This window comes from Treponema zioleckii (assembly GCF_014737315.1).
GTDB classification, from domain to species: domain Bacteria; phylum Spirochaetota; class Spirochaetia; order Treponematales; family Treponemataceae; genus Treponema_D; species Treponema_D zioleckii.
Window position 1 is genome coordinate 1 of the sequence record NZ_JPUF01000056.1, and the last position, 25,895, is coordinate 25,895.

Annotated in this window: 25 protein-coding genes; 19 read left to right on the plus strand and 6 right to left on the minus strand. The window is 42.5% G+C overall.

The window, feature by feature from the left end:
- Positions 1–373 precede the first annotated feature (373 nt).
- The 5 genes from JI65_RS13070 (at position 374) to JI65_RS13090 (ending at position 7,184) form a co-directional block, all read left to right on the plus strand.
- A complete protein-coding gene (locus tag JI65_RS13070; RefSeq protein ID WP_191017411.1) occupies positions 374–814 on the plus strand; it encodes a DUF3015 family protein in 441 nt (146 codons plus the stop codon).
- Between the two features lie 22 nt (positions 815–836).
- Positions 837–2,849 carry an Lnb N-terminal periplasmic domain-containing protein gene (locus JI65_RS13075; RefSeq protein ID WP_191017414.1) on the plus strand — a complete coding sequence of 671 codons (2,013 nt, stop codon included), beginning with the start codon at positions 837–839 and terminating at the stop codon, positions 2,847–2,849.
- A gap of 9 nt (positions 2,850–2,858) precedes the next feature.
- Positions 2,859–3,875: a glycosyltransferase gene (locus JI65_RS13080; protein ID WP_191017416.1), complete on the plus strand. Its 1,017-nt coding sequence runs from the start codon at positions 2,859–2,861 to the stop codon at positions 3,873–3,875.
- A gap of 212 nt (positions 3,876–4,087) precedes the next feature.
- A complete protein-coding gene (locus JI65_RS13085) occupies positions 4,088–5,530 on the plus strand; it encodes a hypothetical protein (RefSeq protein WP_191017419.1) in 1,443 nt (480 codons plus the stop codon).
- A 16-nt stretch (positions 5,531–5,546) separates the two neighbouring features.
- Complete coding sequence (locus tag JI65_RS13090; protein WP_191017421.1) at positions 5,547–7,184, plus strand: hypothetical protein; 1,638 nt, start codon at positions 5,547–5,549, stop codon at positions 7,182–7,184.
- Between the two features lie 410 nt (positions 7,185–7,594).
- Here JI65_RS13090 and JI65_RS13095 read toward each other — a convergent pair whose 3' ends face one another.
- The 4 genes from JI65_RS13095 to ptsP all read right to left on the minus strand — a co-directional run bounded on the left by JI65_RS13095 (position 7,595) and on the right by ptsP (position 12,983).
- Entirely contained in the window at positions 7,595–9,088 is a 1,494-nt protein-coding gene (locus JI65_RS13095) for a small ribosomal subunit Rsm22 family protein (RefSeq protein WP_191017423.1), read from the minus strand.
- Complete coding sequence (locus tag JI65_RS13100) at positions 9,075–9,422, minus strand: MerR family transcriptional regulator (RefSeq protein WP_191017425.1); 348 nt, start codon at positions 9,420–9,422, stop codon at positions 9,075–9,077. The genes JI65_RS13095 and JI65_RS13100 overlap by 14 nt, the downstream gene beginning before the upstream one ends.
- A gap of 12 nt (positions 9,423–9,434) precedes the next feature.
- A complete protein-coding gene (gene der / locus JI65_RS13105) occupies positions 9,435–11,150 on the minus strand; it encodes a ribosome biogenesis GTPase Der (protein ID WP_242457248.1) in 1,716 nt (571 codons plus the stop codon).
- 96 nt (positions 11,151–11,246) lie between these two features.
- Positions 11,247–12,983, minus strand: a complete 1,737-nt coding sequence (ptsP, locus tag JI65_RS13110; protein WP_191017427.1) for a phosphoenolpyruvate--protein phosphotransferase — start codon at positions 12,981–12,983, stop codon at positions 11,247–11,249.
- A gap of 240 nt (positions 12,984–13,223) precedes the next feature.
- Between ptsP and JI65_RS13115 the strand changes: the two genes are divergently transcribed.
- The 7 genes from JI65_RS13115 to JI65_RS13145 all read left to right on the plus strand — a co-directional run bounded on the left by JI65_RS13115 (position 13,224) and on the right by JI65_RS13145 (position 18,565).
- Positions 13,224–13,889, plus strand: coding sequence for a TetR/AcrR family transcriptional regulator (locus JI65_RS13115; RefSeq protein ID WP_191017429.1), 666 nt, complete (start codon positions 13,224–13,226; stop codon positions 13,887–13,889).
- Positions 13,890–14,042: 153 nt separating this feature from the next.
- Positions 14,043–14,750 carry a 16S rRNA (cytidine(1402)-2'-O)-methyltransferase gene (gene rsmI, locus JI65_RS13120; protein WP_191017431.1) on the plus strand — a complete coding sequence of 236 codons (708 nt, stop codon included), beginning with the start codon at positions 14,043–14,045 and terminating at the stop codon, positions 14,748–14,750.
- A 19-nt stretch (positions 14,751–14,769) separates the two neighbouring features.
- Positions 14,770–15,057, plus strand: a complete 288-nt coding sequence (locus JI65_RS13125; protein ID WP_191017433.1) for a flagellar biosynthesis anti-sigma factor FlgM — start codon at positions 14,770–14,772, stop codon at positions 15,055–15,057.
- 124 nt (positions 15,058–15,181) lie between these two features.
- Positions 15,182–16,330 carry an iron-containing alcohol dehydrogenase gene (locus JI65_RS13130; RefSeq protein ID WP_191017435.1) on the plus strand — a complete coding sequence of 383 codons (1,149 nt, stop codon included), beginning with the start codon at positions 15,182–15,184 and terminating at the stop codon, positions 16,328–16,330.
- A 195-nt stretch (positions 16,331–16,525) separates the two neighbouring features.
- On the plus strand, positions 16,526–16,987 hold the full coding sequence (locus JI65_RS13135) for a hypothetical protein (protein ID WP_191017437.1): 462 nt from the start codon (positions 16,526–16,528) through the stop codon (positions 16,985–16,987).
- A gap of 19 nt (positions 16,988–17,006) precedes the next feature.
- Positions 17,007–17,711 carry a peptidoglycan-binding domain-containing protein gene (locus JI65_RS13140; RefSeq protein WP_191017439.1) on the plus strand — a complete coding sequence of 235 codons (705 nt, stop codon included), beginning with the start codon at positions 17,007–17,009 and terminating at the stop codon, positions 17,709–17,711.
- A gap of 2 nt (positions 17,712–17,713) precedes the next feature.
- Positions 17,714–18,565 (plus strand): TrmH family RNA methyltransferase, encoded by an 852-nt coding sequence (locus JI65_RS13145; RefSeq protein ID WP_191017441.1) that lies wholly within the window; start codon positions 17,714–17,716, stop codon positions 18,563–18,565.
- 117 nt (positions 18,566–18,682) lie between these two features.
- On the opposite strand, the gene JI65_RS13150 is transcribed toward JI65_RS13145, so the two are convergent.
- Both JI65_RS13150 and JI65_RS17450 read right to left on the minus strand, forming a co-directional pair.
- A complete protein-coding gene (locus tag JI65_RS13150) occupies positions 18,683–19,897 on the minus strand; it encodes an HDOD domain-containing protein (RefSeq protein ID WP_242457249.1) in 1,215 nt (404 codons plus the stop codon).
- 22 nt (positions 19,898–19,919) lie between these two features.
- Positions 19,920–20,141, minus strand: coding sequence for a hypothetical protein (locus JI65_RS17450; protein ID WP_242457250.1), 222 nt, complete (start codon positions 20,139–20,141; stop codon positions 19,920–19,922).
- A gap of 180 nt (positions 20,142–20,321) precedes the next feature.
- Between JI65_RS17450 and JI65_RS13155 the strand changes: the two genes are divergently transcribed.
- The 7 genes from JI65_RS13155 (at position 20,322) to JI65_RS13185 (ending at position 25,877) form a co-directional block, all read left to right on the plus strand.
- On the plus strand, positions 20,322–20,597 hold the full coding sequence (locus JI65_RS13155) for a hypothetical protein (RefSeq protein WP_191017443.1): 276 nt from the start codon (positions 20,322–20,324) through the stop codon (positions 20,595–20,597).
- Entirely contained in the window at positions 20,545–20,991 is a 447-nt protein-coding gene (locus tag JI65_RS13160; protein WP_191017445.1) for a hypothetical protein, read from the plus strand. The genes JI65_RS13155 and JI65_RS13160 overlap by 53 nt, the downstream gene beginning before the upstream one ends.
- A complete protein-coding gene (locus JI65_RS13165; protein ID WP_191017447.1) occupies positions 20,915–21,712 on the plus strand; it encodes a hypothetical protein in 798 nt (265 codons plus the stop codon). The genes JI65_RS13160 and JI65_RS13165 overlap by 77 nt, the downstream gene beginning before the upstream one ends.
- Positions 21,709–22,476, plus strand: coding sequence for a Nif3-like dinuclear metal center hexameric protein (locus tag JI65_RS13170; protein ID WP_191017449.1), 768 nt, complete (start codon positions 21,709–21,711; stop codon positions 22,474–22,476). Before JI65_RS13165 ends, JI65_RS13170 begins: the two co-directional genes overlap by 4 nt.
- A gap of 535 nt (positions 22,477–23,011) precedes the next feature.
- Positions 23,012–23,611 (plus strand): signal peptidase II, encoded by a 600-nt coding sequence (gene lspA / locus JI65_RS13175; RefSeq protein ID WP_191017451.1) that lies wholly within the window; start codon positions 23,012–23,014, stop codon positions 23,609–23,611.
- On the plus strand, positions 23,611–23,910 hold the full coding sequence (locus JI65_RS13180) for a hypothetical protein (RefSeq protein ID WP_191017453.1): 300 nt from the start codon (positions 23,611–23,613) through the stop codon (positions 23,908–23,910). The genes lspA and JI65_RS13180 overlap by 1 nt, the downstream gene beginning before the upstream one ends.
- A 299-nt stretch (positions 23,911–24,209) precedes the next feature.
- Positions 24,210–25,877, plus strand: a complete 1,668-nt coding sequence (locus JI65_RS13185) for a putative bifunctional diguanylate cyclase/phosphodiesterase (RefSeq protein ID WP_191017455.1) — start codon at positions 24,210–24,212, stop codon at positions 25,875–25,877.
- The last annotated feature ends 18 nt before the right edge of the window (positions 25,878–25,895 follow it).

Consider the following 25,895-nt stretch of genomic DNA (forward strand, 5'->3'; position numbering starts at 1 on the left):
TTTTTTTTTGTTTTAAAGCAATGCAATACGAACCGGCCTCCGAAGCGAGCGCCGACCAGGGGGAGGAAAAGGCGGCACGGATGCCGCCGGAAGCGAGCACGGAAACGCAAAATATTAACTCGTAATCTAAAAACCGACTCGTGCGTTTCCCACCAGTTTTTCTGGCGAAAAACTGGTGCGTTGATGGAGGCAGCATGCAGGTGCTCACAAAACGCGGCAACAAGGAAGGCCGCGTTTTGCGGGTGCAGTTTTGTTGCTCGCGCGTCGCTCGCAACTTTCAATTTTCATTTTTCTCCCCACAAAAAATCCTTAACAAAAACGGCAAAAATCACTAGAATATTAAAATCATTTTAAATTAAAGGAGTTTGTCTTTATGATTAAAAAGATTCTTGGAATCGCTGCAGGACTCGCAATCGCTTCTTGCGCATTCGCTTCAAAAAACGTTGGGCCTGGTATTGGTGGAATTCTTTGCGGCGGACAGAACGGTCTATTCTGGGACGTGCTCGGAATTTCTATCAACGACACATTCTGGCCAACAGAGCTTGGAGCCGTAACATTCGGAACTTCAGGAGCTTCTGGATGGTCATCAATCGTTTACGAGAAAACAGAGCAGTTCATTGACGAGAACATGGACTTTGTAGCAACAGACATCGCAATGGGACAGGGCGAGTACATCGACACAGTTGCAAGCATGCTTAAAGTTGAGGATGTTGACGCATTCAAAGCAAAGGCACAGGCAAACTTTGACGTTCTCTTCCCAACAGCAGAGGTTTCTGCAGCAGAAGTTACACAGGGACTCATCGCTCTCTTGTAATTTTTAGGGAATTTTACGGTCGATGAAAAATTTAATCGGCAAAAACAGGCGGCGTTCGTTCTGCCTGTTTTTTTTGCTCCAAACTATTCTTATTCCACTCGCTTCTCAGGAACTCGCTTCTGAGCCAGATTTGAGTTCGTATTCCGCAAGAACCGAAGAACTTGTAAAAAAAGCCGACGAGCTAAAACTTTACGATGATGATTTGTGGCGAATTCTGCTCCTGTACGAAAAATCTCTCGGCGGAACAAAAAGCATAATCACAAGCAAAGAATTTTTTCTTTCTGAAAACGGACAAAAAAATCCACGTGATGAAATGCTGACCGACATCCGCGCCTTTAGGCAGAGCAAGAACGTTGCGGACTTCCCGGCCCGCTTTAAATTTCTAAAAGAAAAACTTTCAGATTCAGACAGCGACTTTCCAGAAATTTTTGACCGCGACTATGCGGAAATAAAAAAGACTGTCAATCCGACCTCGGTTTATTTAGTCTATCCGTCGGGATTCATGCAGAACCCCGCTTCAATGTTCGGGCACACGCTAATCGTATTCCACGACGAAAACAAGAGCCGTTTGCTCGGTCAGAGCGTTACTTTCAGCGCGCGAAACACCGAAAATCCAGGAATCATCTTCGCGCTAAAAGGGCTGTTCGGGCTTTATTCGGGCGACTTCGTAATCGAGCCGTACTCAAAGCAAATCCTAAAATACAGCGACATGGACAAACGCGACATTTGGGAATACAAGCTTCGCCTTACCGACGACCAAATAGACATGCTTTTGCGGCATTCAATAGAACTTTCCCGCGCTCACTCAAAATATTATTACATCAGCAGGAACTGCACCGCGGGACTTATGCTTCTTCTTGAATCATCTTTTCCAAACGAAAATCTCTCAAAAGAACTCGGAGAAATGGCAGAACCGGTCGAGGCAATCAAGATTCTTCACAAAAAAAATCTCATCGACGGCGAACCAATTTTTAGGCCTTCGCTCCACACCGAGATTCTTCTTGAAAAATCAGAGTTAAACTCACAACTCGCAAAGGCCGTAAAATCTTACTGCAAGGGGAAAATCACGCTAGAAACGCTTCTTGAAAAAGCAGAAAGTGACGAAGAAAAGGCAAAATGCCTCAAACTTTCGGTGGATTATTTAAAGCACCGACTTTCCGCCGGAAAATTGAGCCAGAGCGACTACCAAAAACGAATAATGCCAGTTTTTAAGGCAATGACAAAATTCAAATTCTCAGCCCAGAATTTTACGAGCAACGACTTTCCGCACGAAAGCCACGACTCGCACAAAATTGCGTTCAGCTTTGGCGTTGACGACGGCGAGATTTTTGAAAAACTTTCGTTCCGGCTCGTGAACCACGATTTAATCGACGAGGACAAGGGACTCAACAAGAACACGCAGTTAGATTTTTTTACGGGCGCGTTTTCGTTCTATCAAGGGCGCGGCGGGCTAAACGGTTTTAGCGACATAAATGAAGCCGAAGAAATCGGACAGAAAATTCAAATCGACAAGATTCTGTTTTGTGACATTCTTTCCCTTCCAGTTTCGGACTCGTATTTTTTTAACAAAGCTCTCGAAATTGTTTGCGGAATGGAACGCACTCAGTTTTCGGCCGAGCAGGATTTTTTGGCGTTCAGATTCAAAGGATTTTCTGGCGCGAGTTTTAAAATCTGGAACGCGAACCAGTTTTACGCTCTCGCGGGCGTTGATTTTTACGCGCACCCCGACTTTGACACACGAACCGACCCGCTTTTTGGGCTTGAATGCGGTCTTTTGACGACAAGCGGACGCTGGAAGCAGAGTCTTTTCGCTTTGGCGGAGCAGGGAATTTTTAAGAATGACGGCACGCATGGCAAAGAAGGCTTAATCGGATTCGAGGAAATTAAAAACCGTAACAGGCTAAGGCTTTTTCTCACAGTGGAAGAACGGCTCACGCTTACACGAAACACAGCGCTTTCGGCAAAATACACTTTTGGCGGCGATTACAAAACATACAAACACAAAGGCGAACTTACCGCGCATTTTAATTTTTAGGAGGCCTTTATGAATCAAAATCCTAAGATTTCAGTCTGCATTCCAGTTTTTCGCTCGGAAGCGACGCTTGAAGAGTGCCTTAAAAGCGTTGCAGAACAGACTTTCCGCGACTTTGAAGTTGTTATTGCTGACGATGCGAGCGACGGAAAAGACAAAAACGGACGAAGTGCAAAAAAAATCGTTAAAGAATTTTCAAAAGCCCTCAAAAAAGAAAAAATCCATGTTGAATACATTCGGCACAGCTCAAACATGGGACTTGTAGAAACTCGGCGAACGCTCGTGGGCGCATCCCGCGGGGATTTTGTCGCAATGCTGGACTCGGACGACGCGCTCTTTGCAGACTCGCTCCAAAGTCTTTTTACCGTAGCTCAAGAATCTGGTGCGGATATTGTTCACGGTAAGGCTGAAGGATTTTTGACGACAGAAGCTCAGAACGAAGAACTTTCAACAGCGGAGAAAAATCGACTGGAAAAAATTCAGGCCAAAATCGAGCTGACTTCAAAAGATGAGCTTTTAGGTTCCGAAATAAGAAAAAGCTGGCTAATCGCAGAGTCGCATCACAGTTTTTTATGGGGAAAACTAATCAGAAAAAATCTTTATGAAAAAGCACTTGAACTCGTTCCGTTCGTGCACTGCACAATGGCAGAAGACGTAGTTCAATATTTTTTTATAACCACGCTCGCAAAAAAATACGTTTCACTCGACAAAAAAATTTACCGCTACCGTGCGGATTCAGGAATCACTTCGAACAAGAAAATCACCGGTGAAGATGAAGTAGAACGAATCGCACAGGCTGCAGACGCTTTTAATGCGATTTTCGCCCAGATTGCGGACGGCGAAGTAACCGTTACGGCCGAAGAAAAGGATTTTCTGTCGGCAATGTGCCGCAATCATCTTGCGAACAACATCGTTCAAATGCAATTCGTAACCGAAGAATTAAAATCACGTGCAAAAGAAATTCTTGCGGAGCATTGGGGCGAGGATTTTGTCCGCACGGCAGAAAAATCTATGCAACAACAATCTTAGGATTTGCTGTTTTCCGTCTCTGTTCAGAAACATTGAAATACTCTATAATATTTTCCAAACATCCAGTGGATTCAATCTTCAATTTTAGAAAAATAAAAACTCGGTTTTAGATTTCTAACGCAGATGCGCACGCCCTACCCCATTCACTGCGCTCATCAGCGTTAAAAACTTATTTCCGTAAAAGGAGGGATGTATGACAAAAATAAAGACCCATGCAATTTTTACGCTCGCACTCGCAAGTTTACTTTTATTTGTTTTTTGCGGCCTGCTCACAGACAGATTCTACAGGCTCGGTCATTCTTTCGGCAACGGTACCACGCGCAAGTTTTGACGTGGATTCCGACGCAGCTTTGACCACGGACGAGAAAACTTTTACGCTGGAAGTCTCGCTCACCGGCGGCTATAAAGAAACTCAAAGCCAGACGGTATCGCTGGAAGACAACTCAAAAACCTTTGAATTTCAAGAAGTTCCAGCAGACACGCTGCTCAAAGTAACCGCAAAGCTTTTGCAAGGCAAAGAAACTCTTTACACCGGCGAGTCAGAGCGTTTTATCGTAAAACCAGGCGAAAATCTCGTAAAGATTTCAATGAAAAAAGGTGACGGCGAAGAAACGATTTGGGTCGTGCTTTGGAATCGCGCAGAAAAAGAGCAGATAAAAACATCTGGCTCAAATTCATTCACAACAGGAATGAATATTTTTAATCTCAACGCTATTTCAGACGAATCAAAAATCACAGAAAGTGAACGACTTTCCACAAATATATCTGACAGCATTTGTTTTTCAGATAACGGAGATTTGTACATATTGGAGCACTACATAACAGAAAATAGCAAAGTCTACAATATCGCACAATATACAAAAACATCTGCAGGATATAAAGAGGGTAATTATTTAAACTTGACTCCTCTCATGGAAAAAGCAAACGCCACATCTTATACCCCAAGCGAAATTAGTATCTACGGCGATTACATTTATGTAATGTGGACAATTCCAAATAATGAAATTTATACAACTAAAATTGAAGGAATAAATCTTTCAAACTTTGCAGATACAGAATCATTCGAAACAATAAAGACGATAAACAACTTTAAAGCAACTCACATTGCAATTACTGACGGATTGCTATTCGCAACGAACGGGACTCAGATTTACCAATTCGAATTTACTGCTGGGCAAAATCAAGATTTGCAAGTTTCAAATGCAACCCAAATTCAAACAGATGAGTTGCCAAAAGCATCAGCCTCAATAACTGCACTCAACATCGTCAATGGCAATCTTTATGGTCTTGCAGCATGGACTCAAATGGACAAAACCTCAAAGGGTTACGTGTTCAAAATTGACATTTCTACTATGAGCCTGCAAAGCTGGTCAAATGGCAACAAACTTTTCGGCTGGAATGACAGCGAAACTGCAACACCGCACGGCTCAAACGATTATTTCTTCTACCCTACGCGATTCATTGCGACGTCACCAAAAAAACTTGTAATTGCAGATGACGGCTACCGAGAATCAACTGGCAGTGACGACACAGATCCGAAAAATGAAAACCGTGTAGTCATAATCGACCTGGAAACTGAATCAATGTCTGCTACAAACGTCGGGGTAATGTTCGACAACCAAAACACAGGTTGTGGTGTAACACAGGCAAACTAGCGGAATACTTTTAAAAATGAAAAAACACTTCTTTTTTGTGCTGCTTTTCGCGCTCCTGGGCTTTTGCCTGGGGGCAGAATCTTTGCGAAATTACGTGTGCTGCGTTCGCGCCGACGAAAGTGACGAGAACATTCAGTTTTTGAGAAAGCTAAAACAAAACGAGGATTTTTACAAACTCTACTTAAAAAACTCTGGACTACGAATTTTTTTTGAGAACCTAAATGCAAACGGATTCGTAGTCCGTGCGCCGAACGGCAAAAAATACGTTCTAACGATTGAAAGGGCTGTTAAAAATTCACGCCTAGCCGACGTAAGTTTTTTGCAAGAAGACAATTCTGTTCTCTCTCTCACAAATCTTCCGGTTTTTAAGAGCGACGAAGACACAGGACTTTCGCTGGTTGAACTGCCAGATGATTTTGACTGCAAGCTCCTAGATTTTTTTGAAGGCAAAGCCGAAGAAGGTGAAAACGTTTATACCGCCTCAGTTTTTCCGAATCAAAAAACGCCAGACTATTTTTTTCAGAGCGGATTTTTAAGGAATCCTTTTGCGCCAAACGTTCTAACGGACTTTCCAAAAATCACATTCCTGTATTTGCACTCGCTTACCACAAACTCGCTTTCCGACGGCCAGCCGCTTCTTGTAAAGACTGGCGGGTCGTACAAAATTCTTGGCATAAACATTAAAAATGATAAAAAAAGCTATGCAATTCCTGGTAAGTTCATAAAAGAATTTTTGGAGAAAGCTTTTAAAGATGATTCTGAATCTCAAAGCGCACCCACGGAAAATCAGTCTTGCAAAGCTCCCGAAGAGTTTTTCGCAACATTAAAAAATCCCGCTGCATCGTTCACCGACATTTCTAAATTTATTTCCGATGAATTTGTCAGGAATTACGGCAAGCAAATTCTTTTTACTTACCACAAAAAAATCGACGAAAAAACAAACAAATTAAAATCTTTTGAAGAAGACCCGATGGGCTATCTAAGGGCAACTTGTGCGTTCGCACTTTGGAGTGAACTAAAAGGCGGAACGCCGAATGCAAAAACTTCTGCCGAATCTGTGTGCTGGAAAAATTTTGACGGTGCGTTGAAAATCTGTGACGCAAAATTCTCAAAAAAATTCCGAACCTCGCCAAAAGAAGATTCAAAATCGAACGAATTTTCTTTTGGCTTTGGCTACAGCCCGTATGACGAAAGTGCGTTCCGAATCGAAGGCGGTTCCGTAAAGCCAACAGAAGGCGGAACAAAAGGCTTTGACGCGAGTTTAGGCTTTGATATTTTCTGCATCGGGGCGGGGATATTCTTTGAGCGCGAAAAAGTTGACCTTCCGGTAAAATCAAGCGAAGAGTGCACTTGGATGAATTCCGTTGGTCTTTCGGCAAGATTTCTATTTCCGTTCTACATTTGGAGACTTTCGTGCACACCGTTCGTGGAAGGCAGGCTTGGAATTTCAAATCTTACGGATATTTTTGGCGGAGAAACAACACGGCTATATTTTGCCGACCGAGTCGGGCTTGAAGTTATGCCAAGATTCTTTGAACACGTAAATCCGTTCGTCTCGGTAAGCGCATTGCACAGCACGTACAATGCAAAACACACCTACAACGTAGAGTTTTCCGCAGGAATAAGATTCTGCCTCGCCACCAGCGATTGGTAAAACTCTCCGCCGCAGTGCAAACTTATAGACGCAAAAAAAATAAGGCTCGCCGAAAAGTATTGTCACGCAGGATTGGCAAGAAATGTCATGCTGAACTCGATTCAGCATCTGCGTTTGCTGAGCGAAGTCGAAGCATGGATTCCGAAACTAGTTCGGAATGACATGTTTTTAGTTCAGAATGTCAAAGTGGTTTCGGCAACGCTCAAGCACCAGGTGCGCGGGCAAAAGTTTTCCCAGGCCGCGTGTCATGCTGAACTCGATTCAGCATCTACCTGCATCATACAGGGATTCCGAAACTAGTTCGGAATGACAGTGTACAACAAACTTATTGGATATTCCCATTTTTTTGTTCGCTTTAAGTGCGATAGTTGAGCTTGCCGCAACGGGAACAAACAGATTTTTTGCACCAATTAAATGCGCAGTATCGCGGCCCCGGATTTTTTGTCGGTGGCAAGCGATTCTGTTGGGAACGGCACGGTCAAAAGCTCGCCGTTCTTTGGCTGCACGTGATGCTCGTCAACGGCAAGAACCAAACCAATCTCGCTGCACGCGTAGTAGCCTGAGCGATGCAGTTCCGGCAGTTTTATAAAATCGCTCGCAATGCGCAAGTCCAAAGTCTGCTGTTTTTTTGAATTCTCGCTAATCACTTCGTCAAGGGATTTTATTTCATCCACAGATTTTTTTTGTTCGCCAGAATCAGATTTTCTTGAAAGCACAAAACTCAAACTTGCCCGGTCTTTTGAAAGCCCCGCTTTTTCTGAAAGCTTTAAAAGCGAAACAGGCGCGTCTTCCGTGTTAAAAGCAAAATTGCACCATTTTGAAGCGTGGCCCTCAAAATTCGTCATTTTGCCACCCTTTCTTCCGTCCATCGGGCACTCGCGACAATGCGGGCACGGAGAAACTGGCATAAAGCCACGACGAATAAACGCATCGCGCATTAGAGAAACAAAACGCGCCGAATGCGGGTCGCCAGGCTCGATTAAAAGCGAAAGCCCTCCCGCATCCTTTAAATAGTCCGTCATCTCGCCGCTATATTTTTTTGCGAGAAAATCCGTCGGCATTTCGTTGTTCTGAATGATTTCGTTAAAAGTATTCGCACAAACCACAAAATCTGCTTTTTCTTTGATTTTTGTTCCGAGCGGACCTTTTACGCGAACAATTTTCCACGGTTCTTCGCCGTCTTTTAAAGTCTTTGCCGCCACCGAAAGATAAATTTCTTCGCCCGCGCACAAAGCACCCTGGGAAAGATCCACGCAATACCAAGTGATTTTTTTTGAGCGAAGTTCCGGGCGGGAAAGCCACAATGCAACTGGCACGGTGAGCGGACCGCTTCCAATATCAAGTGCAACGGCAGTATCCGGCAAGTCGAACGCATTTTTTGGAAGATTCGCAAAAAGGCGCGAAAGCCGAACAAGATTCCACCACATAAAATACGAAATATACGCGCTGATGCTCGAAGCGTCATTCATGTAGCCGAGCCTTCGGCTACCGCGATCGTCGGTAAGCTCGTGGGAAAGTTTTTTTATGGTTCCGCCAAGCTGAACTCTCTGTTTTCCGCTCAAACCCAAAACGCTGGCAGAAACATCATCAAAATGATTTATGATTTCAAGTGACTCTTTAGGTATCGCATTTTCGTCAAACATGGATGAACGTTTGATTTTTAACTTTCTTCTCTCGAATTCACGACTGCTTTTGTGTGCAGGTTTGGTGACTGATTTTTTTGCAGAGTGATTTTTTACAAGGTGCGCTGTGGAAGATTCACCTTTTTTTTCATCTTTGTCTAATTTTCCGTCTTTTTCTGATTTTTCTGACTGACCAATTTTTTCAAATTGTCTGTTTGCAGAAGGTCTGGCTTTTTTTCCTGCGGCTTTTTCGTACCACGGTCTCTCGTCATTTCTTTTCATTTTTGCTGTTGTTTTCGTTCCCAATGTTTTTCAAATCCAAATAAAGCCCGGTCAAACTGGCCCGAATCTGCCTTATTGCCTCAATTGCGTCCGCTTTTTCCTCGTAAACGGCGGTTTCGTGCAAAATCTGGTTGCGGGCGCCCTCAATCGTGTATTTTTTTTCGTAAATCAAAAATTTTAGGCGAAAGACCATCGCAAGGTCGCGCTCGGTGTAAACGCGTCTTCCGCCAATGTCTTTTCGGGGAGCGAATCCCGGAATCACGGTCTCCCAATAACGAAGCACGTTGCTCTTGACCCCGGAAAGCTCCTCGACTTCACCAATCTGGTAAGTCATTTTTCTCCTTTGTTAAACGAACCTCTGCTCCCACTTTTTGCGGCTTGCCTTCATTACAAGTTCCACAGGAATCTGGTCAAAGCCCAAATCTTTTCGAATCTGGTTTTTAAGGTAAGTTACGTAGCTTTCAGGCACATTGTCTGGACTCGTGCAGAAGAGCCTGAATGAAACAGGATTCGAACTGGTCTGCGTCATGTAGCGAATTTTAAAGTGAATCGCTTTGCTCGCCGGCGGCGGATAGTGAGCAAGCCAGTCCTGAAGAGCATTGTTCAGGGCGGAAGTCTCCACTTTTCGCGTAAGCTGCGAGTAAATTTCAAGCGCTTTGTTCATCAAATCTTTGATTCCGTCTCCGTTCAGCGCGCTCAAAGGCAAAATCGGTGCCCAGTTCATCTGACCGAACATGATTTTGATGTATTCCTGGGTGTTGCGCAAAGTTTTTCGGCTCTGGTCCTGTGTGTCCCACTTGTTCAGAACGAAAATGATTCCGCGTCCGCGTTCGTAGGCAAGCGAACAGATTTTTTTGTCCTGGTCGGCAAGTCCTTCCTGTGCGTCAATCATCAAGAATACAATGTCGCACTGATCGAGCGTTTTTATTGCGCGGTTAACCGAATAATATTCAACGTTCTCGTGAACTTTTTTCTTTCTGCGGATTCCTGCGGTGTCAAGAACTTCAAAATCCCGTCCGTTGAACCTAAAGCTTCCCTCAACAACGTCGCGGGTCGTTCCTGCGTAATCGCTGACGATTGAATTTTCCGTGTGCGTGAGTCTGTTTGAGAGCGTGGATTTTCCAACGTTCGGTTTTCCCATAATCGCGATTCGGATTGGCCGGTCTTCTTCATTGCCTTCGGTGACTTTTGAAAAATCAAGCCCTTCCACGATTTTTTCGGCAAACTCTGTAATGTTGTCTCCGTGGTCTGCAGAAATAAAGAAAAGTTCGTTGAATCCGTACTGCAAGTAGTTCCAAGAAACGTCCTGTCCGTTTCCGCCTTCGCATTTATTCACGCCAACAACGAGTTTTGACCAATACGGTCGCAAAAGCTGAATAAATTCTTCGTCTTCGCCAGTAATTTTGCCGGCTTCAAGAAGAAGAACGATTTTGTCGGCTCGGCGAACCATTTCAAGTGACTTTTCGACTACAAGTTCGTCCATTTCGGCTTCTTTTGAACCAATCTCGCGGTCAATTTTATAACCGCCCGTATCCACAAGATGAACCGGTTTTCCCGAAATAAAAGCAGTCGCCTCAACAGGATCGCGGGTAACGCCCGGAGTCGGGTCTACGATTGCGAGCCTGCGGCGCATAAACCTGTTGAAGAGAGTGGATTTTCCAACGTTCGGGCGACCTGCAATAACTACGAGCGGAAGGTTAAAGTAAGTTTTTCCGCGCGTAAAGCTAAGCTCGCCTTCGGCATTCGAGTCGATTTCGCCGAATTCATCGCCGCCTTCAGGGTTTTCTAGTCCCTCGTTGATTTCTTCGAGCGCATTTTTTAATGTTTGTGCGCCAGAATCAGATTCATCAACTTCATCAAATTCTTCTGACTCTCTTTCTTCATTCTCATCAAAATTTACGGAATCATTTTGCCCCAAAAGCTCAGAGTCATCACCTGCTGCGGAGTCTGCTTCTCCGTTCATCGCACGAATTTCTTCCTCTGTGAGAGGCGTTTGTGAAATATCAAATTTTGCTGGTTTTGGTTTTGAAAAATCAGGTTTTCTTTTCTTTGTCTTTGCCATTCTTTCCCCATTCAAAAAAATACAAAAAACGGTGACCTTGAAAAACAAAATCACCGTTCAATCAGCGTTTCTAGTCACCGCTATAATACATGATTTTTATATGATTTCCAACGTCATGCCGACGTTTAAGTTCTTTGCCGAAATCGCCTGCAATTCAGGCAGCGTGAACTGCGAAAGCAGAGCTTTAATCTTCGTGATTCGCTTACTGCTCACGCTCAACGTCCGAACTCCCATTCCCGCAAGAACAAGCGCGCTGTCGTTCTTTCCGGCCATCTCGCCGCAAACCGAAACCGGAATTCCGGCAGTTTCGGCTTCTTTTACGGTCATCGAAATAAGCCTTAAAACCGCAAGATGAAATTCGTTGTACATCGGCGCAACCGCAGTGTTCTCTCGATCAACGCACAAAGTGTACTGCGTAAGGTCGTTCGTACCAATCGAAAAAAAGTCCGTGATTTTTGCAAAGCAGTCTGCAATCATCGCGGCGGCGGCAGTTTCCACCATAATTCCAATCGGAACGTCTTCCACAAATTTTACGCCTTCCGAACGAAGCTCGTTCTTTGCCATTTCTGCAATGCTCAAAGCGTCCCGAACCTGCTCCACGCTCGTAATTAGCGGCAGCATGATTTTTAGATTTCCGTAAACGCTCGCGCGGTACAATGCCCTGAACTGCGTTTTTAAAAGATTCGGATTTTCAAGACTCAACCGAATCGCCCTGAGCCCCATAAGAGGATTCTTTTCTTCTATAGAAAAAGCCTGCAACTCCGCAGATTTTATGATTTTGTCACCGCCGGCATCCAAAGTTCTGATTACGACAGGCTTTCCTTTCATAATCTCAAGAACACGCTTGTAGGCCGCAAACTGTTTTTCTTCGCTAAATCCGGAGGCATGAACGTGTGCCGAACCAATATCCTGATTGGCTTCGTTCATAAAAAGGAATTCCGTCCTAAAAAGCCCGATTCCGTCCGCACCTTCCTGGGCTGCCATCTCGGCTTCCTCAACGGTACCAATATTTGCCATAACAGAAAATTTTACGCCGTCTTTTGTGACAGCAGGAAGATTTCTGAATTTGCTGAGAGCTTCAAGCCGCTGTTTTTCTTTCTCGATTTTTACTTCGTAAGATTTTATAGTGTCTTCATCCGGGCAATCGATAACTTCACCGGCAATTCCGTCAACGATTACAGTATTTCCGGTCTTGATTTCTTCAGTGACTTTATCAAGCGCAAAAACAGCAGGAATTCCGTAACTTCTCGCAAGGATTCCTACATGGCTTGAAACACCGCCTTCAATCAGCGCAAGCCCCGCAATTTTCCGCTTAGAAAGAATAATCGTGTCGCTGGGATTCATCGTCTTTGCAACGATTACGGCTCCGTCAGGAACACTTTCAATTTTAAAAGGATGATAATCGAGCATGTCGTCAAGAACACGGCCAAAAATGTCGCAAATATCCTGCGCACGCTCCGCAAGGTACTCGTTTCCGCTGCAACGAAGCCTGTCCGCATATTCTTCGGTCTTCTGATTCAAAACATACTCAATCGGCATGTCAGAAGACGCAAAGCTTTTTCTTACCTCGCCCAAAAATTCGGGGTCATTCAACATGAGATAATAAGTCTCAAAAATTTCGGACTGAACTTTATCGCCTTTTACGGCGGCAAGTTGCGCGCCAATCGCTGTAATCACGTTCGCAAGCGAATTGTCAAAACGTTGCAAATGCTTTTCACGTTCGTCATCCGTAATGTGCTGCTGAGGAATAATACGCTTTTCAGCGTTAGGAATTACAAATGCCTTTCCAATTCCAATACAGGCATTGGCCGAAGTACCCAGAAAAATATTCATTTGAATTTGATAATACCCCTATAAGCAGAATCTGTCAAACACAAACATTTCATTACACTTTTTTGCGTTTTTTTACCATTTTTTAACACATTTCGCATTGATTTCAATTTTAAATTTATTGAATAAACACGGAAACATCTATAAAATAAATACACTAGCAATAAAATGAATAAACTAACAATCATTAGTTTATATAGCTTTATTTTAATAAGTTTATCGTAAGTTTTAGCCGAGGGTTTAATGTCTGCTCCTGCAAAAATAACAAAAGAAAAAATTATAAATGCAGTTCTTTCATGCGCCTTTGACAAGAGCGTGGGTGCCACTTCCCTCGCAGACATTGCAAAAAAACTCGGCATAAAAAAAGCCTCCCTTTACAACCATTACGAAAATCGTGACGCAATGATTGCCGACACTGTTCGCTGGTGCGGAGAATATCTTTCAAAACTCATATTCATTCCAAACAACCTCCCTGCAATCTGCAAAAAATATTCCGCAACGGGTGTAATGAAGGCACTTATCAGCAGATGGCTAAAACTGAATGAAAGTGAGCAAGTGATTCAAATTTATTCTTTTCTCGAAAGCGAAAAATACTTTTCAAACGAAGCTGCGAAGATTGTCGAAAATCACCGCACAAAGTTCATAAAGCAGACCGCAATCGCATTGGCAACACTCGCACGAGCTAATAAGATTATAATCGAAAATCCGCGAAAAATCAGTTTACTTTCAGAAATTCTCGCTCTTTTTGTACGCGAATATTTGGACTATCACATCGTCCAAAAAAAATTGATTATCCGCTCAAATCCAGAAACCGGAACCGACTCACTTTTCCAGAACATGACTCTTCCAGAACCGTCAACCGCAAAGCTCGACAAACTCATAGCGGAATACTGCGCTCTTCTAAAATAGAAGCAAATCCGTCAGCGCGAATGTCGAGTTTTAATCAACTTACAAGTGTAAAAATCTGCTCTGTCGTTCGCTAATGCGGAAGACAGGCTTTTCTGACCGAAATTATGACCGAATTCACATGACAAATCATTGTGCTTACTATAAACTAAAAGTGTGTCTACTTTATTTATTGTCGGAACGCCAATCGGAAATCTCGGAGACATCACATTCCGCGCCGTCGAAACTTTTAAGAGCGTGAATGTAATCGCCGCCGAAGATACAAGGCATACACTTCAACTTTTGAATCATCTCGAAATCACAAAACCGTTGATTTCGTGCCGCTCACAGAACGAAGAATTCGCCTCGCAGAAAATAATAAAACTGCTTGACGAAGGTCAAACCGTAGCCTACGCAAGTGACGCAGGAACGCCGGGAATCAGCGACCCAGGTGCAGTGCTCGCGGGTCTGGCTCGAAAAGCCGGACACACAGTCGTTCCTATTCCGGGGCCTTCCGCATTCGCTTCGCTTGTAAGCGTTGCTGGTGCCGGCGGAAAAACATTGATTTTTGAAGGCTTTCTCTCGCCAAAACCAGGACGAAGACGTTCAAGACTTAGAGAACTTCTTGCAACAGGAGACGCAATCGTTCTTTACGAGTCGCCTTTCAGAATCGTAAAATTGTTGGTTGACATAGCTGAAATAGATGGAACTCGTCGTGTAGTGGTCGGGAGGGAACTTACAAAGCTTCACGAAGAGATTGTCGAAGGAACAGCAGAAGAAATCCGCGACGATTTTGCAAACAGAGACAAGGTGCTCGGAGAATTTGCGGTGTTTATTTCTGGTGTTAAAAAATCTAAACTTTCAGACGAAAGTACCGATATTTAAACTGTAAGGAAGGACACTTATGATGATAAACAAACTTGATGGAGTAACTCCAGTAAATAATTTACAGAACTCTCACAGAGTAAGTGCTAAGGAGAGCTATTACTCTGCACCAGACTCAATCAATGTATCTGACGAAGCTATGGAAGCAGCTCAGGCTTACTATTTACAGCAAGTTGCGGACGAAACGCCTGATGTACGTTCAGATTTAGTCGCACAAATCAAAGAGAAAATCAAGGATCCAAATTATTTGAATCCAGAGAGAATCAGTGCAACAGCTGACAGAATCCTCGCATCTTACGGATTCTAGACAATCAAAAGCAATTTTCAAAAGACGGACATGATGAGCCGTCTTTTTTTTTAAATATTTTTTACGATGTGATAGAATATAACTGCATCAGCAGCACATAAAATTACAAAAACAGGGTACCAACATGGCGGATTTTTCATTCAAAATTTCACCGAACATCATTTTAGGCTCATACACGACAAGCAGACTCGGACAGTTTGCCCTTGAATACGGAAATCGTTTTATGCTAGTCCTTGACCCAATTCTAAAAGAATCAGGTCTTGCTGAAAAGATTTCTGAGTCACTTTCAAACCGGCAAATTGATTTTTTTACGTTTGAAGGTGTAACAGAAGGCTCAAACACAAAGACGATTCAGCAGGCATTGGAACTTGCAAAAAAATCACATGTTAACGGAGTGATTGCAGCGGGCGGCGGAAAAGCTCTCAACGTTGCGCGTGCAGTTTGTGCCGTCTACAACGAAACAAAGGATTTTTATGATTTTGTGGACGGGGCTTCTCCGTCAGCAGAGCCGCTTCCATTAATCTGTCTTCCTACGACAATCCGTGATTCATTCTTGTTCACGGACTACGTTCCGCTTACGGATTCACGCTCGTCACAGACAAAAATCCTAAAATGCCAGAACAAACTCTGCAAGCTCATAATATTCGACCCGAACCTTACGGTTTCGCTCACGAACAATCAGATAGATTCAATGTCCCTCGAAACACTTTGTATCGCGACAGAGGCTTATCTTTCTCAAAAGTCATCTTTTTTTAGCGACATGCTCGCAGAAAAAGCTATCTCAATCCTTGGAATTGCCGGCGATGAATCAGAAGAACCAAGCATAACCACGCCTCGCGAAGAATTGCTCTCTCAGGGCGGATGCATGGCTTCTCTCGCGGCCGGAACCAGCGCAATCGGCACGCCTTCGCTCTTGGCAATGTGCATAAACGCCAGATTCAAGATTTCGCGCTCACTCACAACAACGATTTTCTTCCCGTATTTTGTGGAAGACTGCGCAAAATTCAAAGTCGGAAAAATTGCATTTATTGCAAAGCTCCTGCATCTTAGCAAAGAAGGCGACACGGACGAACAGGCGGCTCAAGCGTATGTAGACTACATTCGTCAGAGAATCGCAAAAGCCAACCTTCCGGCGCGCTTAAAGGACCTTTCCATCAGCATTGATCAGCTCGCCCTCGCAGCAGAAGATGCCGGTAAAATTGAGTTCATAAACACTCTGCCACGCAGCATGACCAGCGACGACCTGTTCGACTTGGCAAAAGCAGCATTCTAAAAAATAAAAACCGTCGCCAAGCGAAAGCTGCAGAAAACTCAGGCGGACTTTCGCTTCGACGGTTCAGAAATGACGGCTGGACGGAACAGGTGTTTGACTCGCTTTGCTCGCACCGCTCAGAATCATTTTTTGCCCGCCAACATTACAATACAACAAATTTTTAAGAATTCTATTTTTAACAAGGAAAATATTATTATGTCAAAAAAACTTTGTGTAGCAATTTTTATTGCAATTTTGGGTACTTTTATTTTTTTTATGAAGATTTACAACAGTGAAACTCCTCAAGTACATCAACCAGTTATTTCTAGAACAACTATTATCGATGACACATATAATATAAAAGCTTATTCAAATAATTCATATGAATTTACAGTTGCTACAACTTCTACAAAAACCAATATCAAAGTCGAAGTCTTGCACGGAAACAAATTAAATTTCTTTATAATAGATGATGAAAGTGAATTTCGCCATTATCGAAAAGATGAACCTTTTGAATGCGTAAGCGGAAGTGCTTCAAAAGGAATGTTCGAATACTTTTTTGAACGACATCTAGAACCTGGAAAATATTATCTTTGTATACAGGACAATTCTTTAGGAATTTTGTCGAACCAGACATCCAACATAAAAGTAACCGTAATAGATGAAATCGAAAGATAAACTACAGAAGGAAATTATTATGAGAAAAATTTCAATCATTGCAATTACACTGCTTGTTCTTAATTCACTTTTATTTGCTCAAAACTACACACGCAAACTCAGCCTGCAAAAACAGCGGATGAATGGAAATGATGTTGTTGAACTCCAAAAAAAACTTATTTCACTTGGGTTTACAGAAATCGGCGAAGCTGACGGGTGGTTCGGACCAAAAACCGAAACAGGAGTCAAAAAATATCAACATCTGTACGGATTTGAAGAAAACGGTGTCTTTGACGGAACTGTTTTTGACTGCTTGTACAATAAAAATCCGCTAAAATTAAAATATGACTCTGCCGTAAAAAAAATCAATTCAATAAAATTCAAAAAACTCACTGCAAAAACAAAAGACTATTCAGGTCATTCAACAGAAGGCGGAAATTTAACGGCTTACATTGATGGCCGGGTACCTATTTATTATCAAGCCGATTTTTACGGGGAGTCAGGGCAAGTTCATTATTTTTTGTATGCACTTTCAGAAAAAGAAGAAATTTTTATACAAGAGTATCATTATTATACTCAAATGTATTCTCCGGATACTGCAACAATAACAACTGCAATCTATTATTTGACAGAAAATAAAACTTATAAAATTGAAAACGGAAACTTTATGAAAACATCGCTCAACAACGATTACGATTCTTTAATTTCCGACATGAAATCTTTGGGATATTACGGACAATACTAAATATGATTGAACCTGGAAAACTAAACACGCTCGAACCTGGACAGAAAAGACGAAAGCTCGCGCTCACGTTCGGGGCACTAGAACGCGACATTGACGGGATTCCCGAAAAAGGCAACGAATACAACTTTAAGAATTTACCACGAGCAGACTACACTAAACGCCTCGTTGGAATTGTCTTGAACGACCCGGAATTACTGCCCGACGTAAAAAAAAGCCTTGAAGCTTCTCTAAAAACTGAGCCGTTCGACGAAAAGCGAGTCTGCAACCTTGCGCGCAACGCCCTTCTCGCGATTCTAGGCACTTTTCCCGCCGAATGGGACTTAATAATCGCTCCGCACAAAACTCCGCTTCCGCCCGAAGACGAAACAAAAGCGGGAATCGTTCAAAAACGCGATTTTTTTGAAGGCGTTTACGTTTATGCCGAAGACATTCGCTCGCCATTCAATTTAGGCTCAATTTTTAGGAGCGCAGAGGCAATGGGAGCCGAGAAAGTCCTGATTTCGCCAATGTGCGTTCCGCCAGACCATCCGAAGGCGATTCGAAGCGGCATGGGCTGCATTGAAACTTTGGGATACGAAAGAATGACTCTTGACGAACTTGAAAATTTTTCGAAAAAAAATGATTTGCCGATTTTCGTGCTGGAAACCGGCGGACCTTCCATAAACGAATTCAACTTTCCGAAGCGCGGAATTTGCATCATCGGTTCGGAAGAACTTGGAGTCTCTCCAGAAGCGTTAAAAAAAGCCACCTACGGCCGCGTAACGATTCCAATGAAGGGCTTAAAAGCCTCACTTAACGTTGGCGTTGCCTACGGAATCCTGATGCAAAAATGGGTAGAAGCGTTGGAAAATTAAACAAAAAAAGCCCCTTAAAAACAAGCGCGCAAAAAACTCGCTTATTTTTAAGGGGCTTTTCGTTTTTTCTAAAGGAAACTGCGGAAAAATCCTGCGAAGCAAATTTTTCGAAGTGCCCTAAAATCTTTCGTTGGCACTAAAAGCAGTCTGCAACCTGTCAGAAATTCTTGAGAACTGAGCTTCATCCAGTACATGGAACATACCCAAAACCTCACTGTCAATCTGATAAAAATCAACCTCGTGGGACTGATAATGGGCAAACATGTCAGAAAGATAAATAAGGCTCGCAAGCTTTCTTGATTCAGCCGAAGCAGCTTCCGGCTCATGGTGATGGCGGATAACCGAAACCACAATTTCCGGGAAGTTCCACTTTTCGGCTATAAGCGCGCCAATCTCACCGTGGTTCGCGCCAGCAACAAGTTTTTCGAGAATCTCGGTGTCAAGACCTTTCGACTCGCAAAGGGCATGAATTTTATCAAGATACTCAGGATGAGCCGTCTCAAAAACAAGTTTTCCCATGTCATGCAAAAGACCACAAACGTATGCATCCTGAATTACGGCAGGTTCACGCGGACAAAAATTGCGGGCAAGATTATAAGAATAGAACGCAACCTGATACGAATGAACCCACAGTTCCTTTGACGAAGCGCTCTTAAGCTTTTTAAGACTTCCGACAGAACCAATCGAAAGAATCATATTCTGAATTCCACGGATTCCAACAAGCTTTACCGCATCGGCAATGCTATGGCACGGCGAAGCCAGCGCAAAAGTCGCCGAGTTAACGAGCTTCAACAAATCGGTAGCCAAAGAAACGTCACTCGAAATATGCATTGCAATGTCGCTCATCTTTGAAGTCGGGTCGTTCAGAAGACTCTGAACCTTCAAAATGCTCTCAGGGAACTGCGGAATGTCGTCAATCAATTTTACGAATTCTTTAGAAACAATCGAAATTTCATGCTGTGTTCGCTCGTTCAACGGAAGAATTATTCGCGTTATGGTTTCGCCATTCTCGCACAAAACCTGAAAATTTTCTTCCGTCAAACCGATTTTTTCGAGCATGAGAATCATAATAATGATTCCAAGACCGGCGCCTTCGGAATCATCAAGAACCTGATTCACGGCCTGATCAATCGAAGTGTACTGCTGCGCACGGCTGAGCTTGTCGTGCATTCGCTTGTACTCGCGCACCGTCATTTCTGAATTGTTGCGCACTTCCATTTTTATTTTGTTGTTCCGTGTCTGAAGAATCAGCTTTACGTAAAGCCCTTCTTTTTTTTGCAGGCTAAGATAATATTTTATGTTGTTGAGCGTGTCTTCCTTAAAATCCTTCATTCCACGCTCATAATCATCCTCTTTAAAAATATTTTAATTTTTTTTCTTTAAAATAAATTCGTTTCGTATTCGCTTTTTTTGCATTCGTAATCAGCTCGTTCAGACAATATTTTAAATACTCAATCATCTGTGGCTGTTCCATTTCCTGAAGGAATGCTGTCAGCACATCTTCCATATACATTTCCATTTCATGAGGAAGCGTGTACGTCGTTATGGAAAGAGGAATGCCGGCCCGAATAGCCATTTTTATTTTCGATATATCTAACGTGACTTTTTTGGTTGGTTGCATAGTATTCATAATCGGAATATTCCCATTAATTTTAACACAAGTAAGTTTTTTTGGACACATTTAAATAAACTTTTTTAGTTCATGCACAAATATAGTGATGAAGAAATTTGATTTTTCTATTATCATACTAAAATCATGTTTGATTCATTTTTGACCTATATGCTGATTTCGGCAATGCTGATAATTTCTGGATTCAGAATTTTTTTTATACGAATACCACGCTACGACACACCGGCCATACTTCCGGTACTCGCGCTGATTCTCTCAGTGGCGGCATTTTTTATTTGGGGGGCAACACCCTACTCAATCGCTTATCTGCCGCTCTCGTTCTATTTTTTTTCTTACGAACCTGCGAGCAATGCTTCGTCTGGCAGAAAAACTCATCATCGACCATTACGAAATTCCATTTAAAATCCTAACGATTTTAGAAACAATGGCAGCTCTCGCCCTTACGGCATTCACAATCTATTTTATGCCCGTTCGCATTCAGCCAAAAAATTACGGAGTTCAAAAGCAGATTCAGACTTTTTACGGAACTTCGATTTCTGGCATTCATCTTCGGGACACGCCTTACGAAAACTCCCAGATTTCTGGCTATTTATACACCTACTCCCGAATTCCCGAAGTCGAGTTGCCACAACGATTTATTCACGAAGAACTCGATTTTGAAAAAAAACTTCAGGAACTCAAAAGCATAATTCCACAGGATTTCCACGAACTTATCGATTTTGACGCTCAAAAAAAATACGGAATCGCAGGAAAATCCAGCTTCAGAAATTCAAAAAGAAGCGGAAAATTCAAATGAAATAAAAGAAGAAAAAACAGCCGAAGCGGCGGAAAGTCCGGCTCTCCCGGCACAGCCGACCGAAGAAGCACAGCCTTCCGATAAAGAAAATCCTCTGGCGCACAACCTTGCAGAGTCAACTGAAGATGATTTACAGGGCAGCTCGCCAACACAAACGGCGGACAAACCGCTCATAGTTTTTCTCTCAAATCCGCAGGCGACAACAACAAATTACGAGCCATATTTTATGTTTCTTGCCGCAAAAGGCTACACCGTCGTGAGCGCAGATTTTTATTTGAGAGACGCGCAGTTTTTCTCGGATTTCAAGAATACAAGGCTTTTAAGGCGATTTGCAACAATAAAAAAATTGCTTTTTGACGCCAAAGATGAATCGTTTGAGCAAAAAGCCAAAAATATCTCAAAACGGAACTACGAAACTCTTTTAAAATTCATTCTTGAAATTTACGGTGAGAATCAAAAAGTTTTCCTTATTACCGATTCGCTAAATATAGACGAAATTTACGCCATCCGCTACAAGTTCAGAAAGAATGCCATCGGAGTATTCCTTCTTGATTCTGTAAAAGAATACAAAACACCGACTTACGGCTTTATAGAGCAAACAGACGTTCTTCTCGCGCAAACACAATTTAAGCTAAAACGCGACAAAACACTTTTTATTCCGCGATATGTCGCAAACAAAACGATAAAAGAAATCGAAAAGCAATTACGGAGGCAAAAATGAATCTTATTGAACTGAACAAATATTTTAACTCAATCCTTCATAAAGAAGATTTTTCGTCTGACATTTCTCTAAACGGAATCCAAATCGAGAACAGTTCACCGCGCACAAAAGAAATCAAAAAAGTGGCGTTCGCAGTTGACGCGTGCGAGGCAACTGCATTAAAAGCCGCTCAGGCGGGTGCGGACGTGCTTTTCGTTCACCACGGACTTTTTTGGGGCCACTGCCAGACCATTACCGGAAATCATTACAAGCGGATTTCTGCTTTCCTAAAAAACGACCTTGCGCTCTGCGCTTATCACATTCCGTTAGATGCAAATGAAGAAGTTGGAAACAATTTTGGACTTGCTCAAAGAATGAATCTCGTAAACTTGCGTCCGTTCGGAAAGTGGCGAGGAATGACGCTTGGAGCATTCGGGGAATTCGAAGAACCGCTTTCTATTGACGACGTTTGCAAAAAACTCTTCCCGAACGGCGAAAAACCAGTCCACATTCTTCCATTCGGAAAAAGCGAAATAAAACGTGTCGCAATCATTTCTGGCGGTGCGGGCGATGATTTTGATCAAGCTGTTCGTGCCGGAGCCGACGTTTTTATTACGGGCGAAGTCGGCCACGAAGAATACCACGCAATTGAAGAAGCCTGCATAAACGTTATTGCCGGTGGCCACTACCAAACCGAAACCGTAGGGGTAAACCTAATGAAAGCCCGCGTCGAAAAAGACCTAGGGCTAGAAACCATCTTCATCGACGTTCCAACAGGAATGTAAAATTGAAAATTGCACTTCGACTCCGCTCAGCGACCTTTTCATCGTAAGCGGTATGTTCGTAAACTGTCTAGCATGACTCAAAGCCAAATATACGAGGCGGTCTGCGAATGTGCAAGTTGACTCGACCTCCCCCAAGTTGCGAGCCACACGCGAGCAACGAGACTGCATTCACAAAACGTGGCCCTGCTTGCCGCCACGTTTTGTGGGCACCTGCAAGTGTACCCCGCCAACGCGCAACCATCCGTCCACCAAATATGTTCGTAAACTGCCTAGCATGACTCAAAGCCAAATATACGAGGCGGTCTGCGAATGTGCAAGTTGACTTGACCACCCCCAAGTTGCGAGCCACGCGCGAGCAACAAAACTGCATTCTCCAAACGCGGCTCTCCTTGCCGCCGCGTTTGGAGAACACCTGCAAGGGCACCCACCAAAGCACGAGTTTTGCGTTAGCAAAACTTGTGGGAAACGCACAAGTCAACCTCCAGCTTTAAGATTCACTTGTAGCGTTTCCTTTTTTTAGCTATACTCAGTTGCTATGTCAAGTAACACAATAACGGTTGAATTTAAGCCAAAATACCCAAAGGCAAAGAAAATCGTACCACTTTTGCTGGTAGTTTTGGTTATTATCGCAGATCAAATCACAAAATATCTGGTCGCAAAAAATATTCCATATTATACCGAAGACCCTCGTTTTCTTATACCAGAACTTCATCAAGACATGATGAATAATTTTTTGAACCTGATTTACATTTGTAACAAAGGAATTGCATTTAGCATCGGACAGGGCTGGGCAACAAACATCAGAGGATTTCTGTTTGTACTCATTCCGATAATCGTACTTTTTGTCGTGCTCGGAATTTACATTAAAAACGATTCGTTCACTCAGCTTCAGCGATGGGCAATTGCAGGCATTGCAGGCGGCGGATTCGGGAATCTTATCGACAGAATTATGGCACTTTTTAATTACAGAAAAGGAGTCGTAGACTTTATCGACGTAAAATTTTACGGAATCTTTGGCTACGAACGATGGCCAACATTCAACGTTGCAGATTCAGCTGTCGTAGTTTGCGGAGTGCTTCTCGTAATTTCATTCATCTTCACAATCAAAAATGAACACACGAAGGGAGACGAATAATGACAAAAAGCGAAAGAACATTTCTTTTTAATGTGATTGTCGGACTTTTCAATATAGTAATAGGTCTTTTAATCGAAGGATTTTTGGTGCTCGCAGGTTATATTCTGCTTGCAGACCTTACTCCAGAAGCCCGCGAAAGCGTTCCTGTCAATGTTCTTTTGCCATTCGTCCTTTTGATTGGGCTTATCGCAGCCATGTCAATTTCGCGAAGTTGCGTCATTTGGGCACTCGACAAGTTCAATCTTCGCGACAAACTTGATTCAAACCTTCTAAAACGCTACCCGCGCAAAAAATTATAAGCTCCAATTTTGATTTTTCTGCCATTTACCCACTTTGCAGCAAAATGGCAGACTTTAAAATATCATTATATTTATAAGATTATTTTCAAATCTGTTAAAGATAGAATCAACGTACAATTACAAAAAGTAAGATATAATTTTTATTAGGTCGAATATCGAGTTTTTAAGTCAGTGTAAAAAAATGCGTCCACTCCACAGCCGTTGGCTTTTCTTCCCGCTACCGCATTTTTTATTTGGTCGTGAAACTCGAAATTGAACCTATTAGTAATTTTTTAATTTTATAAACGGAAAGGGTAGACATGCGTTTTTTCAAAAAGAAAATCATCTTTTTAGCTTTATTCGGAGCTATCAGTCTCATTCTTAACCTAAGCATCCTAAAACTCCATGCAAGCGGAGTAAATATTGAATTCTTGAAGAGTGTCCATTTACCAATTCAAACAATTCAAGGCACAAGTTCAGCATTGAATATGCTTCTTTGCATTTTGATGGTTTTTACAGATTACAATTACGGAAGAAAAATTGCCCTAAGTTGTATCTTACTCACCATCTCAATCGACCTCTTCATAATTTTTAGCTCAGGAGATTTTACACCTTTTCCTGGAATCATCACTTCATTAATCACATTAATCACAGTTGAATTCGCAAGCCGATATTCAAAAAAAATAACGATTTCAAGCTACACGGACAGTTTGACGGGTTTACGAAACAGGCGGGCCTTTATCAACACGCTTGACGATTTTATGGAAACTAACACGCCTTTTTATCTGGCATATTTTGAATTAAAGAATCTTCATGCCATCAACGAAAAGAGCGGTTACAAAATCGGTGACATCGGCATAAAAGCCGTTGCAGGGCGATTGTCACAGTGCTGCGCAACAAACATGGAACTCGGCAAGGATTTTCTTTTTAGACTCGACGGCTCATCAGCTTTCGCATTGATTTTTACAGTCGAACAAAATGCAGAAAAAAAGCTAAGCGATTTGATTTATGTTCTTGAAAACCCGATAACTTTCAAACGAGGAAGCGGAAATCTTGATTTTAAAGTTGACCTTGCAGCCGGACTTGTAAAATTCCCGGAAAACGGAAGAACGTTCCTTGATTTGTCAAAAAACATTGACACTGCATTAAATTACGCAAAACTCACGAACAAACATTTTGCAATTTTCTCGGACAAAGAACTTCAGGAAGTTCAGAAAAAGAAATACGGCATCGTGAACCTGATTAACGATGCTTTTGAGAACGACAGGTTCACGTTGATGTATCAGCCGGAATTCAATGCGGCAACAAAAGAAATCCGCGGTTTTGAAGCGCTTCTCAGGCTCAAAGGAGAGCACAACGAAATCATTCTTCCCGAAGCCTTTATTCCAGAGGCAGAAAAATCCGCTCTCATCAAAAAAATTGGCGAGTACGTTCTTGAACATGCGATGCTGGAATTCAAAGAAATCATCAAAAAAACACAGTCAGAACTTATTCTTTCTGTAAATATTTCCGCTATGGAAATTGCAGACCCGCATTTTGCATCAGTTATCGAGAAACTTGTAGAAAAAACACTCTTCCCGCCGCAGTGCCTCGAACTTGAAATTACGGAGCATTCGCTTACAACATCATCTGAAACTGTTTTTGAAAATATGGTGCGACTCAAAAACAGCGGAATTCAGTTTGCACTCGATGATTTTGGGAACGGCTATTCGTCAATATCACAGCTTTTGAAAGTGCCTATTGATCTTATCAAAATCGACAAAAGTATCATCGAGAACATCGACTCAAATTCAATAAATCAGGAAATTGTGGATACGATGATTTATATGGGGCACATCCTAAAATGCAAGGTTCTTTCGGAGGGTGTTGAATCAGAAAATCAGCTGGAAATCATAAAGAAACACGGCTGTGACTATGTACAAGGCTTTGTATGGAGCAAGCCTCTTTCATTCGAAGAAACACAAGCCCTGTGCTCCATAAAAAAATAAACCGTTTATAAACAAAAA

Coding starts and splice junctions, on each gene's coding strand:
- JI65_RS13140 (WP_191017439.1), top strand. CDS start 17,007: ATGAGAAAAATTTCAATCATTGCAATTACACTGCTTGTTCTTAATTCA.
- JI65_RS13125 (WP_191017433.1), top strand. CDS start 14,770: ATGATGATAAACAAACTTGATGGAGTAACTCCAGTAAATAATTTACAG.
- JI65_RS13135 (WP_191017437.1), top strand. CDS start 16,526: ATGTCAAAAAAACTTTGTGTAGCAATTTTTATTGCAATTTTGGGTACT.
- lspA (WP_191017451.1), top strand. CDS start 23,012: ATGTCAAGTAACACAATAACGGTTGAATTTAAGCCAAAATACCCAAAG.
- JI65_RS13075 (WP_191017414.1), top strand. CDS start 837: ATGAAAAATTTAATCGGCAAAAACAGGCGGCGTTCGTTCTGCCTGTTT.
- JI65_RS13080 (WP_191017416.1), top strand. CDS start 2,859: ATGAATCAAAATCCTAAGATTTCAGTCTGCATTCCAGTTTTTCGCTCG.
- JI65_RS13170 (WP_191017449.1), top strand. CDS start 21,709: ATGAATCTTATTGAACTGAACAAATATTTTAACTCAATCCTTCATAAA.
- JI65_RS13090 (WP_191017421.1), top strand. CDS start 5,547: ATGAAAAAACACTTCTTTTTTGTGCTGCTTTTCGCGCTCCTGGGCTTT.
- JI65_RS13160 (WP_191017445.1), top strand. CDS start 20,545: ATGCTTCGTCTGGCAGAAAAACTCATCATCGACCATTACGAAATTCCA.
- JI65_RS13180 (WP_191017453.1), top strand. CDS start 23,611: ATGACAAAAAGCGAAAGAACATTTCTTTTTAATGTGATTGTCGGACTT.
- JI65_RS13150 (WP_242457249.1), bottom strand. CDS start 19,897: ATGAAGGATTTTAAGGAAGACACGCTCAACAACATAAAATATTATCTT.
- JI65_RS13145 (WP_191017441.1), top strand. CDS start 17,714: ATGATTGAACCTGGAAAACTAAACACGCTCGAACCTGGACAGAAAAGA.
- JI65_RS13085 (WP_191017419.1), top strand. CDS start 4,088: ATGCAATTTTTACGCTCGCACTCGCAAGTTTACTTTTATTTGTTTTTT.
- JI65_RS13100 (WP_191017425.1), bottom strand. CDS start 9,422: ATGACTTACCAGATTGGTGAAGTCGAGGAGCTTTCCGGGGTCAAGAGC.
- JI65_RS13070 (WP_191017411.1), top strand. CDS start 374: ATGATTAAAAAGATTCTTGGAATCGCTGCAGGACTCGCAATCGCTTCT.
- JI65_RS13155 (WP_191017443.1), top strand. CDS start 20,322: ATGTTTGATTCATTTTTGACCTATATGCTGATTTCGGCAATGCTGATA.
- JI65_RS13115 (WP_191017429.1), top strand. CDS start 13,224: ATGTCTGCTCCTGCAAAAATAACAAAAGAAAAAATTATAAATGCAGTT.
- ptsP (WP_191017427.1), bottom strand. CDS start 12,983: ATGAATATTTTTCTGGGTACTTCGGCCAATGCCTGTATTGGAATTGGA.
- JI65_RS17450 (WP_242457250.1), bottom strand. CDS start 20,141: ATGGCTATTCGGGCCGGCATTCCTCTTTCCATAACGACGTACACGCTT.
- JI65_RS13130 (WP_191017435.1), top strand. CDS start 15,182: ATGGCGGATTTTTCATTCAAAATTTCACCGAACATCATTTTAGGCTCA.
- JI65_RS13185 (WP_191017455.1), top strand. CDS start 24,210: ATGCGTTTTTTCAAAAAGAAAATCATCTTTTTAGCTTTATTCGGAGCT.
- der (WP_242457248.1), bottom strand. CDS start 11,150: ATGGCAAAGACAAAGAAAAGAAAACCTGATTTTTCAAAACCAAAACCA.
- JI65_RS13095 (WP_191017423.1), bottom strand. CDS start 9,088: ATGAAAAGAAATGACGAGAGACCGTGGTACGAAAAAGCCGCAGGAAAA.